Origin of the sequence: Solibacillus sp. FSL K6-1523 (assembly GCF_038005225.1) — a bacterium.
Taxonomy (GTDB): Bacteria; Bacillota; Bacilli; order Bacillales_A; family Planococcaceae; genus Solibacillus.
The window spans coordinates 1,658,579-1,672,796 of sequence record NZ_JBBOSU010000001.1 but is presented as its reverse complement, the minus strand read 5'-3'; the positions used below and the strand labels follow the sequence as shown (position 1 = coordinate 1,672,796).

Sequence of the window (14,218 nt, the reverse complement as noted above, 5' to 3'; positions counted from 1 at the left end):
GCTGTTACAGTTGAGAGATATAATTAACAAAAAAACCAGCAACAAGAATTATGCTAAAATTCTTGTTGCTGGTTTTCAATTTTACAACTTGTCCTCTTACGTTAATTCCAATGCCCTGCTTTTTCTAGCTTCTTTTTCCCTCTAAAAGCGAAGAAAATAGATCCGACATTTAAGAGCAGCATGACAAAAATAGCATATAACACATACGTGTAACTACCCGTTATTTCAAATATAAAGCCATATGCTGGTAACGCAACAATGCCTGCAACTGCTAATCCTGTTATGGCAAGACCGTAAATTTGACTGAACTCTTTATTACCAAATAGCGCTGTTGTCAAAAGCGGCCCCAAAGTTCCAAGTGATGCAACTACAAACCCATAAAGACCCGTAGCAATTGTAAACATGATTGGGTTTTCGGGAATCACGATAAGAATGCCGACTGGAACTAGTCCTAAAAGCATTGCGGAGGTCGCCGTATTTCTCACACCTATTTTATCACTAAGGAAGCCAAAGAATAATGCACCTATGACAACCCCGACCGACCAAGCACCCATCGCATTACCTGCAAACTTAATATCATAGCCTATCCCCATCGCAAATGGCGCAACATGTTGGTTAAATGCGGCGATTGATGTATCAAAAAAGAAGAAAATTAGTAAAAAGATAAATGCACTCGATTTTTTCGCTACAGCCGTAGAAACTCCACTATTTGTTGTTGTAGAAACTTTTAGTAGATCCTTTTGCTTCATATCTTCCATACCATACGGTTGTAAACCTTTTTGTTGTGGAGCCTTTCGAATCGTTATTAACACGATTGGAATAACGACCGCCATAACGCCAACACCTAAAATAATATACGTACTTCTCCAACCCGCACTCGCAATTAAGTTACCCGCGACAGGTTGCAGGAAAGCACCGATTAAACCGCCTGCAGCCACCATAATACCGATAGCTAATCCTCTGTGCTTCTTAAACCAATTATTAATCAGTACAGGACCTGCCAATTGTGTGACGATTACAGAACCCATTGCCATTGGGATTGCGAACAAGTACCAACCCCATACCGAGTTCATGAAACCAAACATTGCAAAAGAGCCTGCCTCTAAAATAACGGCCGCTACTAATAGAACTCTAATATTATATTTTGCAATTAGCTTACCTGCAAATGGTAACGATATCATTGTGACAATGGAGGAAATACTAAAGTACAATGTTAAACTACCCATTCCAATGCCCAGATCTTCTGTAACTGACGTTAAAAATAACCCACCAGTCGTCATAATACCGCCTTTTGCTGCTCCGACCATTACAACTAATCCAAATAATACCCACCAAGCATAGTGGATTTTTTTCCTTAACTCATTCATGATGACGTCCCCAATTCCTATATTTGACTTCTATTTTTCATGCGAAATATTTCGTAATTTGAGAGAATCCTCCATATTTATCTATCAATTAACATAATAGACACTTGGCCTTAAATTAATTTCAATTAAAAGAAAAGAATTCTCACTATTATAACTATTACTCACCTAGTTACTTTTCGTAACAATAATAACTCTATGCGGATTATGTGTCAATAATATGAACTTTACTGATTTTACAAAAAACGAGTTCTTCCAAATTGAAGTCAAAAAAACATACACTGGAGACAAATATTTTCGCGTTTTCTTACATACTCAAATCATTATTCCCATTTATATTTATCATTTCCCGACAGAAGACTTCCACTTCAAGGAATGTGCAGGGCATAGCCCAATAAGTAAGTGGGAGATGAATGGCGGTTGGCGGTAGCCTAAACTTCCCGCTTAAATTTGCGAACGTACATTCCTTTCGGTAGAATGAAAGAAAGGGAGGTGAACAACATGGTAAGGAAGAAAGCCGTTAAAGTGTTACACAAAAAGAAGAAACTCGACAACATTCAACGTTTCACGCAAAAACAAAACATCGGAAGGTCTCAATTGACAGCGAAAGAGTTTCGTTTGCTTCAGCGGATGACACACAGCTCTAAGGCATTGAGAAATGTTGGGTTATACACAATCAAGCAAAGCTTCTTAAATGAGAATCGAATGGCAACTACGAAGGAAATAGACGCTGCCATGAAGCAGGACATTAACTATTGGGGTATTCAATCGAACTCTGTGCAGGCGATTCGCAGAACATTACTAAGCGAGACCAAAAGTTTCTTCAAAGCACTCGAAGCATGGAAAAAAGACCCCAGCAAGTTTACGGGCCGACCGCAGTTTCCGAATTATTCAGGGGCTACGGAAAAACGGATCATCGAAATCTACCAAGTTCCGAAAATAGACAAAGATGGGTATTGGTCGATTCCGATGAATGTTGCATTTCGAAAACGTTTTGGCTCGATTAAGATTCAGATGCCTAAAAACTTATTACAAAGAAAAATCTCCTACATTGATATCGTACCGAAGCAAAACGGTTGGTTCTTTGAGGTGCATTACACGTATGAAGTGCAAGCAGCTCAAATGAAAAAGCAATCCACGACCACAACAAATGCATTAAGTTGCGATTTAGGTGTAGATCGATTCATGAGTTGTGCAACGAATGTTGGCGATACATTCCTAATTAATGGGAAGAAGTTGAAATCCATTAACCAATACTTCAACAAGGCGATTAGTGAGCTCCAACAACGAAATATCAAAAATGGGATTTCAAAGCGGGTTGTCACGAATCAATTGGCTAAACTATGGAGGAAGCGAAACAACCAGATAAACGGCTACATCTCTCAAGCAGTAGGCTTATTATTCAAGAAAATCAAAGCGTTGAACATTGATACAATTATTGTCGGGTATAACGAAGGGTGGAAGCAAAACAGCAACATCGGTAAAAAGAATAACCAACACTTCGTTCAGATTCCGTTCAACAAATTGATAAGTGCCATCGAAAATAAGTGCTTAAAGGAAGGCATCCGCTTTGTCAAACAGGAAGAAAGCTACACATCGAAGGCAAGCTTTCTGGATAAAGATGAACTCCCTGTCTGGTCCCCTCACGACAAGAGAAAGTATGTATTTAGCGGGAAGCGAGTGAATCGTGGGCAATACCAAGCGCTATCAGGAGAGTGTATTCATGCCGACGTCAATGGAGCATTCAATATTTTGAGGAAATCAGACATCGTGGACCTGGACGAGCATCTAGAAGTCAGAAATCCGTTCGTACTCGAAGTTCAAAAACGTAAAACCGTTGCTTAGGCACGGTCTAGTGGGTGCGTCAACCATCCTTGTGTACTCGACTTGTCGGGGCTTGTAGCACACGCCAGCAACGCTGAGTGGTGGCTTCTTTCGCAGGAAAGAACTGCTCTTTTTCGGAAGGGTGGTGCAAGTGGGCAAGCGATCATTCATCGCCAAGCCCAACCAAAAACAGTATTTGGGGAGCGTCTTTTGGATGCTTGTCACACAGAACGTCAAATTGGGCAAGGAAGACCTGTGTGATAAACTCAAGCCCCCCTCTGAAGAGCTTCACCTCAGTGGGGGTATGTTGACTCTCAAAACAAAAAGCAGCATGAGAAAAAATCTTTCTCCGCACACTGCTTTCTTTAAACTTTATATTAAGGAAGAATACTTAAAAACAACACAACTAGATTTTTTCACGGATATTTTATAAGATTTCCCATTTTTTAAAAACTTAAATCCATTTCCTATTCGGTGGAATACTTTGAAGAAACTGAAATACATTTCTCGGATCATATTTTGATTTTACATCTCGCAACCTTCTAAAATTCCTTCCATAATATGCTGTTGGCCAATCTTTAATATAGCGATCTGGAAAATTCACATAATCCCCTGCTGTATAGGGCGATAATGTATTTCTCACTTGTTCAATCCAACGAATATTTTGCTTTTCTTCATCTGGGCATTTCCATATTGTTAAGTACTCTTGAGCAATGAGTGCATTTCGGTAGTAGTATGCGGTGCTATTTGAAGAGACCTGCCCTACCGCTCCCCTAAGCGATTGTTGCCAAATGGATGCATTTTTATTTGGTGCATTTGCTAACAACGCTTTCATTTCGGAGATGGCTTTCCGTGGAAATATTCTTTCAATAAATGATCCAGAGCGTTTCCGGAGTGCAGGTTCGTTGCCGCTCGGTAAGTCAAAAAATTTAGCCGCTTTAATGTACGGCACTTTCTTAATCCAAAAATTCGTCGGGGAACCGGTATCCCTTAAAGGTTTAAGGAGCTTACTTAATTTCGAAGGCGAACCTACAAAGATGCCTTGCGCAACAATTTCGCCCACTTTTTTTGATTTTAATTCAATTTGTGACGTGAGACGTTCATCTGTAAAGGGTGCCCAACGTTGCCATGCATCAAAGGCAACTTCGAAATCCTCCCACCCCCATGTAATAGAGAAGAGTGACACATCTGCAATCGGATGCAGCTTTAATGTAAGTGAAGTGACAATACCAAAATTACCGCCTCCACCCCCGCGACATGCCCAGAACAAATCATGATTGTTATGTTTGTTTGCTCTAATGAGTTCGGCCCCTCTATGACGATTTGCCGTAACAATTTCAACTTCAATCAAATTATCACATGTCAGTCCAAACGGCCGTGACAACATGCCAATTCCACCACCAAGTGTAAGACCTACCATTCCCACACTGCTTTCAGTACCCGCAGGAATCGTCATGCCATGTTTCCATAATTCTTGATACACTTCCCCTAGATTTGCACCCGCTTCGATTTTAGCCGTCATAGCTTTAGGATTCACTACAATTTTGTCCATTTCACTAACATCAATAATCAGACCCTTAGTAACTAACGAGAAATTTTCATAGCTATGGCGCCCACTTCTAATTCGAAACGATTCATTCTTTTCTTGCACCCATCGCAATGCATTAATGACATCCTTCGTCTTTTGACAAAATACAATTTTGCTCGGAAATTTTGGAATGCTTAAGTTATTATTCGTCCTCGCTTGTTCATAACCAGGATCCTCAGGGGTAACAATTCTTCCGGTTAGCTTTACCTTCTTCAATTCACAACCTCTTTCTTAAATGATATTGCTTGTATGTTACATACTATGCAATACGATAAGAAAAGGTTGTTTTTGCGTCATACTTACTAATGAAACATCTAAAAACCCCGTTACAGTTTAATGAACGGGGTAAAACAAACTCTCACATATTATTTACGGCGTTTAACTTAATTCAGCAAATGTATTTGTACCGAAAGCGAAGCGGCAGGTACAGAAGTCACCTACTTATATAAGTGGGGGATGAATGCTAAAAAGGTAAGTTTTTTCAGTGGGAGTTCAAACCCCGGCTGAAGTAGGGGAACAAAGGCTAAACCCGTCACGTCCTGTGACAACGCCTTTGTAATCAACATCGTGTTAACCCAAGCTCCGGCGGATGTCACAGATTTTTTCGAGCTCGCTCGAAAAAATCTGGACGCACTTACGCCGAGGCGTAAGTGATTTAGGCTATTTTTTTCGTTTTACGGAACCATGCAATCACGATTGTAATAATTAATGCAAATCCTATATAGCCCATTGTGGAATATACTTTCCCAACCAATGTTGTAAAACCTACTAAACTAGCGAAAAAACCAAGTAATCCTACAAATACTACAGTAGGTTTAAATTTTTTGTCATCAGCTGCAACAAAACGCACTGTAAATGAATAAAACATCCCAACTGCGGTATTGTACATCATTCCAAGAAGTGCAATTGCCATTAAAACGCCTACTACTGGATGAATGTTATTTGCTAATTCAAGTGTAGGCATATCCACTCCTGCGACAACATCCATTTTCACAAACATCGCTACATTGATTAAAATGATTAATGCACCTAGCATAATACCTCCGAAGATACCACCCATACCAGCTACTTTACGATCTTTTACAGTCCCGCCCATTACAATCAACAACGCTGCACCTGCTGCTAAGTTATACGAAACATAAAGCAATGCACTGACAATCCAGTTAGACGTTGCCGAATTTTGTGTTTGTGCCATTGCATTTGCCTCTAATATAGAAATATCCATTGTAAATAATGAATAGATTAATATTACAAAAATGATTGACATTAAGTATGGCGTAATTAAAGCGATTATATTAATTATATTTTTTACATTTAATAATAGCGTAATGATGGTCGCTACTACCATAATGACACTACCAATCATCGGATTAATTCCAAACATTTGCTGGAATGTAGAGCCTGCACCAGCAAACATAACTACGGCTACACCAAATAAGAAGAACGTAATTAAAATATCTAATATTAATCCAATATAACGTCCACCTATGTAATAGATTACACCTTTGTGCGACGTTGTTTGTAAATCCGAACCTAGCTGTGCAAGTGTCATACCTAAAAAGGCAAAGACGATCATAGCAATAATCGCACCAATCAACCCTTTAAGCCCGAAACTTGTAAAATACTGCATAATTTCTTGTCCAGAAGCAAAGCCGGCACCGACAATAATCCCGACAAACGCGCCCCCTATTTGCACACTTTTCTTCATACATTCACCTACTAAATTAGTTTATTATTTAAATATTCCGACAATTAAGAGCTGAATACATCCTTAAGTACCTAATTCAATACTTAAGGATTGTATGCCATTATTGATACGTTTTTTTCTCAACCGTATATGACTCTATTGTTTCAACATTCACTTGATAACCAATACCAGCTTGTTGTGGTACTGTAATATAACCATGCTCTGCTACAACTTCCGGTTCGATAATATCTTTTTCCCAGTAACGGTTTGAGCTCGCTGTATCCCCCGGTAGGATAAAGTTTGTTAAGGTTGTTAAGGCTACATTATGCGCTCGGCCAATGCCTGATTCCAACATACCGCCACACCATACAGGAATACCTTGCGTTTCACAGTAATCATGAATCTTTTTCGCTTCCGTTAAGCCACCTACACGTCCGATTTTAATATTTATAATTTTTGTAGCCCCGATTTCAACTGCTTTTCGTGCATCCTCTAAAGAATGGATACTTTCATCTAAGCAAATTGGCGTCGTCATTTGCTTTTGCAATGTTGCATGATCGATAATGTCATCCGATGCGAGCGGCTGCTCAACCATCGTTAAATTGAATTCATCCAATTGTTTTAATAGCTCCATATCCGCTAAACGATACGCTGAGTTGGCATCAGCCATTATCGCAACGTCTGGGAATGTTTCGCGCAATGTACGCATTACTTCAATATCCCAGCCTGGCTTGATCTTAACTTTAATACGTTTATAACCTTCTTTGACATATTCATCGACAAGTGCGACTAAATCATCCATTGATTTTTGAATTCCGATACTAATACCGACTTCGATTTTATCTTTTTTGCCTCCAAGCGCAGCAGCAAGTGATTGATTCGTTTGCTGCGCATAGATATCCCAAATTGCGCCTTCGATTGTCGATTTTGCCATATTATTTTTACGAATTGGTTCAAAAATCTCGCTTACTTCATCTGGATGATTAATTTCCTTATTTAAAATAAGAGGGATTAAGTAATCCTCTAACATATGCCAGTTCGTTTTTAGCGTTTCTTCATTGTACCAAGGTGAATGGAAAGCAACAGATTCCCCCCAGCCGATAGTGCCGCTTTCGTCTTTTGCTTCTAATACTAAAAAATCTCTATTTGAAAATGTGCCAAAACTTGTTGTGAACGGTGCTTTTAGCTTCATTTGTAAATGGCGAATTGTGATTTCAGTAATTTTCATATGTATTCCCTCCAAGTGCTAATGTTTCTTTTTTCACAAAAATATAATCATTCCATTGCTCACCAATTGCGATCCGAATAGCTACATAGCCCTGCGAAAAGAGCGCTACAAATGCTTTTCGTGTCATCATGCGCCAATGCATGGCACATTCCGCGCTCGTTTGCTTTAATTGTTGGAAATCTTTCGGGACAGGTAGTGAATACGAATCATTCGTTAAATTTTCTAAAGTTGCTAGTTTTAAAGAAGGTAGCTCATTTTGATCGATAGAAAATTGTCCTATTGGTTGTAAATTCACAATTTCTGGCTGCTGTTGCTGTTCTACGTAATCTGATTCCAAATGCCAATGCACCTCGAAGCGATCTGATGGAAGCCCTTTATTAAAGCCATCTTGCATTTCACCGTAGCAATTTTCTAAATACGTGTCACAAATACCATTTAGCTTAGATAAGTTTAAATAGCCGTTGCGTGTTTCAAGTGGATCAAATGTCCAATGCATCATTGAGTAACCTTTTGTTCGTGCAATTTGGCGTTGTGCATGCTTCAGTTGCTCTCCAATTCGCTGTGAACGATATGCTTCATCGATGCCTAACATGTGTGAGCAAAGATAACTTTGACCATTTTTTAATGCTGGAAAACCATAGCTAAAGCCAACTAATTTTTCACCATCAAACGCACCTATGACAATGCCCCCATTTTTCACAGCCGTTAACGTTTGATGCGTCGGAATTGGACTTATGCCCCAGACGCGCTGCTCTAGCTGTTGAACTTGCTCCATTTCTTGTAATGTTGTTAATTCCTTAATAATCATGCTTGTTCGCTTCCTTCTAATTGCTGATAAGCCAGTTGTATCGCATTTGTAATAATTTGTGCCCCAATCGGTAGCTGTTTATGGTTGAATGTCATTTGTGGATGATGCAATCCTGGCGATACCGCGCACCCAAGTCCTAACATCGTCGCTTTCAAATCGGGTTTCGCAAACGTATAAAAGTGGAAGTCCTCTCCACCTGGCGTCACAATAGCTGGCGCACAATTCGTTACTCCAACTGTATTCGTAATTGCCTGCTTCATTATTTCTTCTGCATCTTTATCTACTTGTGCAGCGACAATATGTGCCGATACCGTCGTCTTAATCGAAGCCCCGTACAAAAGAGCAATTGCATCGACAGCATTTTGAAAGCCAGTCGTTAATTTGTCCATCGTTTCATTTGTTTGTGCTCTAGCATCTATACTAAATGTTGCTGTGCCCGGAATAATATTTGTCGATGTCCCTCCGCTTTGAATTTGCGTCATTTTTATGGAAGCGGACTCCGTTGGGCTAATCCAAATACGTTTTAATGCATCTACCAGTGCTGCAGCTACTTCGATTGCATTAATTCCTTGCTCGGGTCTTGCACCATGTGCTTCTATACCCGTAATTGTGCCAGTAATCAGCTTGGCTGCTCCATGATAAAGTGCGGGGGCATGATGTCCATCTGCTAACTCTACAAGCGGGCGAACATGTGAACCGAATAGGTAAATGAGCGGATCAATGACACCTTGCTCAAGCACTGCCTTTGCTCCTGCTGCTTTTTCCTCTGCCGGTTGGAAAATAATCCGTACAGCGCCTGGCAGTTTCATTTCTTTTAATAATAAAACAACACCAATCGCCATTGTCATATGTCCATCATGTCCACACGAATGGTTCGCTTGAAACTGTCCGTCAATTTCTTGCCATAATGCATCCATATCTGTTCGGAAGCCCACTTTCGGCTCACCTTGGCCAATATCCACATATAAACCTGTCATATTTGAAAATTCTATTGGTTTTAATCCTTCTTTTCGTAATAACTCCACAATATATTTCGTTGTGTTTACTTCCTGCCAGCTAATTTCTGGATGTGTATGCAAATAGTTAAATTCATTTTGTAGACGGGTTTGTAATCGCTCTTCCATGTTTATCATCTCCATCGATTTGCGATAAAACTAGATTGGAAATCATCAAATTTTAACCGCTGTTCATTATAATAAGCTACGTCATGTGACATCATGCCAACAATTAAAGAATTCATAAACGTCACAAGCGCAGGCATTAAATCAATTGTTGATAGCTCCTTTTGTTCCAAAACAAAGCATATATCGATCACTTCATGTAAAGGGGCAACATTTGAATCGGTTATCCCGATTACTTTTGCTCCCCTTGATAATACTTCCTCTGCTAACTGCAACGTGTCATTGTAATAACGATGCAAGGATATGATTAATACAAGTGAGGTATCATCTATTTCTTGTAACTTCCGAATTAAGGTGCTAGTTTCCATCAAAAGCAATTCCACATTTGGTCTTAACATGTTTAGCGTATAGTGCAACCACTGTGCACCAAACCCCGAAGCACCCACACCTGCAATGTATATTTTCTTCGCATCATGCATCGCTTTAGTCGTATTTTTAAAAAGTAGTTCATCTATTTGTTCGGCAATTTTGACAATTTTAGCACTCGATTGACGCATGACCTTTTCACAAAGCGCTGTTTCTTTAAATAGCTCTTCTTTTGATGATACGTAATTTCCTAATGTACTACTTGCATAATCCTCTACTAAAAACTTTGTAATTTCTTTTTGTAGTTGTGCAAACCCTGTCAGCCCCACTGCATAACAAAATCGAATAACGGTAGTCTCACTTGTATTCGCCAATTGACCAATCTCAGCCGCTGCGTGTGTACTAATAAAAGCTGGATTATTTAAAACAACAGTAGCCACTTTTTGTTGAGACTTTGATAACTGATAAAAATGTTGCTCAATACGCTCTTTAATCGTCAATAAAGAAGCCACTCCTTTATTTTTTCTTTTTTGAAGTTTATACTTCATCTGGGTACTACATAATTTAGCATGATTAAATATGAATAGCAAACAATTTTCTGAAATTTCCCAATTAATCAACAAATATAAATCCCCACAATTTGTGATAAAGCGTTTTCAAACAGAAAAAAGTACAAACAAGAAAGGAATTTCGCTCGTTTGTACTTTTGAAATTTATTTTTATACTTTGGGGGCCTTTATAGAAATAGTTTTTATTCCCCTCCAATATCTGTATCCAAAAGGGGCATATTGTTTATGATTGAACAGAGAATATATAAACCTTGTATACAGTTGAACGATTGAATTGACAATACTATGTTGCAAAAATGAGATCAAACGGCACTTTTGCAGGCTTAATAGCTCGGTAGGTGCAAGCTTGATTAGAAAGGAGTTGATTGGAATGTAGGGGAGGCGACTCCTGCGGGAACAGCACGTGCGGAAAGCGTCCGACCCGGAATGGAAATCAATCCCCCCTTTTTAGAGTGGACTATTATTGATAAGTTCTTAATTTAATTATATAATACAATAATTTATTAACTTTCCAACTGCTCAATCATCTCTGTATAGCCTCTTTCTTTAGCATAATCCAATGCCGTCATACCATTGTTGTCACGAAGCTCTTTGTTCGCATTGTAAGCTAATAATTCCTGTACAATTTGTTGATATAGTTTTGAACCATCCGTTAATGCAACTGCTTCAATTAAGGCGGTATAACCAAAATTATTTTGATGATCTATATCCATTTTTCCATCCGCTAAAAGCAACTTAACATTGTCTATATGTCCTTTTTCAGCAGCTGGAATTAGTGCATTGCCACCATAGCGATTGTACACTCCATGATCCGGTATTGTATTTTCAAGCATATAAGCTAGAATCTCAGTTTTACCTTGTGCGCCTGCATATAGATAAGGGCTATCTTGAATGTTGTCCTGTTGGTTAACATCTGCCCCTGCATCGATTAAAGCTTTTGCAATTTCAATATAATTTTTATGCGTTGCAATTAACAATGGTGATTCGTCTTTTTCATTCATTTCATTAATTGAATAGGATGGATCTTTTAGTATGTCCTGTACTTCTTCAAGATTATTTGCTTCAACAGCTTGAATCAATTTACCTGCTTGGTTTCCCATTTCCAATTCCTCCTCGTTATTACAGCCAGTTATTATGAATAAGAAAAAGCTAATCATAAGCCCTTTAAATAATTTCAATTTGAAACCTCCTCCACAAAGAGCAACTTAGTAATTAAAGCGATAACCGCTCTCCCAAATGGTTTCAATCGGTAACTCTGATAGTTTACCCTTTTTTAACTTGTCACGAATCCGCCCAACATGCACAACGACAGTGAAAACATCCCCATCCAAATCATCCATATACCATAATTGGCGGAAAAGCTGTTCTTTCGTCCATACACGATTCATATCACAATTATAATTTCGAAACTATATAAGTTCAACAAAGGAAACCCAGCAATTCTCTCTTATTAAGTTGCTGGGTTTTAAAGGTTTATATATAAATTGATAAAGCTTTCCTTAAATAAGGCTGAACATTTATTTCAACTTATTATTCCGTATTTCTTTATTAATTTTACGAAGGGCTTTTTTCGAGCCTCTTTCGATATCATGATTTAATTTCCTTGTTTTAAAATCAACGAATAGTGTATCTAAATCATAACCTTCTGGATATAATTCTTCCGCTTTGAACTCGAGTGCCAATCGTTTTTCGTTCACCTCGATCAGTTCATTTTGATAAAACACAGAAACATTATGATACTTATCTTTTTCTTTAAACACGATTCCAAAATCATCATGGTCTAGTAGTTTGACACGGTCCCCTTTTTGATAGTCGATACTATTCGCTACTTTCTCAACAATTATTTTCGGTTTTCGAATTTTACTTTCATTTAATCGTTCTAAGCGGTATTCTTTATTTTCCATATATTCTTCTGCTCGTTTTAAAACATTTTCTGGTACATTCATTTTTCTAGAAATCCACAACGCGTTACTGTTTCCTGATTGCCCGATGAGTAATTTAAATAATGGTTCTAATGTTTCATTGTTAAATTGCATAGCCGCATTCATAAAATCACTATGCATTTCGGAATAGCGTTTTATTTCGCCATAATGTGTGGAGGCTACCGTAATACATCCTTTACTATAAAACTCTTCTAAGAGCGAGATAGCTAACGCCGCGCCTTCATTTGGTTCTGTCCCACTGCCAATTTCATCAAACAGTAATAACGTATTATTGTTTACTGCTCGAAGAATTTCAGATAAGTTCTTCATATGAGAAGAGAACGTACTCAGTGCATTTTCTAAGCTTTGATTGTCACCAATATCGACAAAAATGCGGTCAAATACGGCAATTTCGGTATCTTTTGAAGCAGCAATATGAAAGCCAGACATCGCCGCCAAAGTAACAAGGCCAATTGTCTTTAGCACAATCGTTTTTCCACCAGCGTTAGGCCCCGTAATAATTAAGCTTCGATAATCGCTCCCAATTTGAAACTGAAGTGGTACAACATGACCTGATAATAGAGGGTGTTTACAATTAATTAAATTTACCTTCCCGTGATCATTTAGTTTTGGCTCAACCCCATTAACATGTCTACTATATTTAGCTTTCGCAAAAATTAGATCATACTGTGATATAAGTTCCATATTAATATTGATTGCGTGTAGATTTTCCGCCACTAGCCCTGTCAATGTCGCGAGTATTTGATATTCTAACACAGCTTCTTCGGATTTTAATGTTGCTAATTCACCACTTAATTTCCCTACTACACTCGGTTCCATAAAGACTGTCGAACCACTAGACGAAACTTCAATAATCGTCCCTTGCACTTGATTTTTATAGGAAGATTTTATTGGGATTGAGTAGTGATCATTTTTAAAACTAATAATAAATTCTTGAATGTAATTTTTATTTGCGCTATTTGTTAAAAATTTATTTAATCGTTCTTTTATATTTTGTTCAGCTGTTTGAATATGGTGACGCACACGTTTCAGTTCATTGCTTGCTGCTGAATCCACCTGATTATTTTTAATCGAAAAGTTAATTTCCTCTTCAATCGCCATGAATTCTGTCATGGAATTTGCATAGGACGCTAAAGTCGGTGCAAAAAATTCTTGACCCTCCATAAAACTTTTTATTTTTCGGCAACCTCTTAAAAAATCAGAAATGCTTAATAACTCTGATGGGTCTAAAATGATGCCCTTGTCTAATTTATTCACAATATGTTCGATATTCGTAATACCTATGAATGGGATGTTTCCTTCTGCATCGAGAATTTTACGTCCTTCAGATGTTTCCATTAATCGGTGTTGGACGACGTTTAAATTAGTGCTTGGCGTTAACTTATCAAATAATTGTTTGCCTAGCCCGCTAACGCAGTAAGATTTTACAATTTCTTTTAATTCATTGTATTGTAATTTTTCAAAAGTATTTTCATTCATTTTTTCATTCTCCTCAAAGTGATATTTCGTTCAGCAATGAAGAAACCTATTATAAAATTTCAATGAGTTAGGTAAAAACACAAAAAAGCTGCGGTGAATATACCGCAGCTTACGTTTACATGGCAAAAGTGAATTACACAAATAAAACTATTTTGAAAGATAGTCATATTTATGAAAGGATGCACTTGTTTGTAAAGTATAGTAGGTATCTTCATAGGTAGAAATAAGCCATAACAAAATA

General features: G+C 38.1%; 12 protein-coding genes. 2 read left to right on the top strand and 10 right to left on the bottom strand.

Features of this window, described 5'->3' with window-relative positions:
* Positions 1 to 101 precede the first annotated feature (101 nt).
* A complete protein-coding gene (locus MHI10_RS07850; RefSeq protein WP_340784468.1) occupies positions 102 to 1,367 on the bottom strand; it encodes an MFS transporter in 1,266 nt (421 codons plus the stop codon).
* Between the two features lie 498 nt (positions 1,368 to 1,865).
* Between MHI10_RS07850 and MHI10_RS07845 the strand changes: the two genes are divergently transcribed.
* Entirely contained in the window at positions 1,866 to 3,209 is a 1,344-nt protein-coding gene (locus tag MHI10_RS07845) for a transposase (protein ID WP_340784465.1), read from the top strand.
* Between the two features lie 130 nt (positions 3,210 to 3,339).
* The gene (locus tag MHI10_RS07840; RefSeq protein WP_340784464.1) at positions 3,340 to 3,621 is read left to right on the top strand and encodes a hypothetical protein; all 282 of its coding nucleotides are present in this window, start codon (positions 3,340 to 3,342) and stop codon (positions 3,619 to 3,621) included.
* Positions 3,622 to 3,642: 21 nt separating this feature from the next.
* On the opposite strand, the gene MHI10_RS07835 is transcribed toward MHI10_RS07840, so the two are convergent.
* The 9 genes from MHI10_RS07835 to MHI10_RS07795 all read right to left on the bottom strand — a co-directional run bounded on the left by MHI10_RS07835 (position 3,643) and on the right by MHI10_RS07795 (position 13,977).
* Positions 3,643 to 4,992, bottom strand: a complete 1,350-nt coding sequence (locus tag MHI10_RS07835; RefSeq protein ID WP_340784463.1) for an FAD-binding oxidoreductase — start codon at positions 4,990 to 4,992, stop codon at positions 3,643 to 3,645.
* A gap of 439 nt (positions 4,993 to 5,431) precedes the next feature.
* Positions 5,432 to 6,484, bottom strand: a complete 1,053-nt coding sequence (locus tag MHI10_RS07830) for a YkvI family membrane protein (protein WP_340784462.1) — start codon at positions 6,482 to 6,484, stop codon at positions 5,432 to 5,434.
* 100 nt (positions 6,485 to 6,584) lie between these two features.
* Complete coding sequence (gene menC / locus MHI10_RS07825) at positions 6,585 to 7,691, bottom strand: o-succinylbenzoate synthase (protein ID WP_340784460.1); 1,107 nt, start codon at positions 7,689 to 7,691, stop codon at positions 6,585 to 6,587.
* A complete protein-coding gene (locus MHI10_RS07820) occupies positions 7,678 to 8,499 on the bottom strand; it encodes a GNAT family N-acetyltransferase (RefSeq protein WP_340784459.1) in 822 nt (273 codons plus the stop codon). The genes menC and MHI10_RS07820 overlap by 14 nt, the downstream gene beginning before the upstream one ends.
* The gene (locus MHI10_RS07815) at positions 8,496 to 9,623 is read right to left on the bottom strand and encodes an amidohydrolase (protein ID WP_340784457.1); all 1,128 of its coding nucleotides are present in this window, start codon (positions 9,621 to 9,623) and stop codon (positions 8,496 to 8,498) included. Before MHI10_RS07815 ends, MHI10_RS07820 begins: the two co-directional genes overlap by 4 nt.
* 5 nt (positions 9,624 to 9,628) lie before the next feature.
* Positions 9,629 to 10,486, bottom strand: coding sequence for a MurR/RpiR family transcriptional regulator (locus MHI10_RS07810; protein ID WP_340784456.1), 858 nt, complete (start codon positions 10,484 to 10,486; stop codon positions 9,629 to 9,631).
* A 572-nt stretch (positions 10,487 to 11,058) separates the two neighbouring features.
* Positions 11,059 to 11,733 (bottom strand): ankyrin repeat domain-containing protein, encoded by a 675-nt coding sequence (locus MHI10_RS07805; RefSeq protein WP_340784455.1) that lies wholly within the window; start codon positions 11,731 to 11,733, stop codon positions 11,059 to 11,061.
* A 27-nt stretch (positions 11,734 to 11,760) separates the two neighbouring features.
* Entirely contained in the window at positions 11,761 to 11,943 is a 183-nt protein-coding gene (locus MHI10_RS07800) for a winged helix-turn-helix domain-containing protein (protein WP_340784454.1), read from the bottom strand.
* A gap of 129 nt (positions 11,944 to 12,072) precedes the next feature.
* Positions 12,073 to 13,977 (bottom strand): endonuclease MutS2, encoded by a 1,905-nt coding sequence (locus MHI10_RS07795; protein WP_340784452.1) that lies wholly within the window; start codon positions 13,975 to 13,977, stop codon positions 12,073 to 12,075.
* Between the last annotated feature and the right edge of the window lie 241 nt (positions 13,978 to 14,218).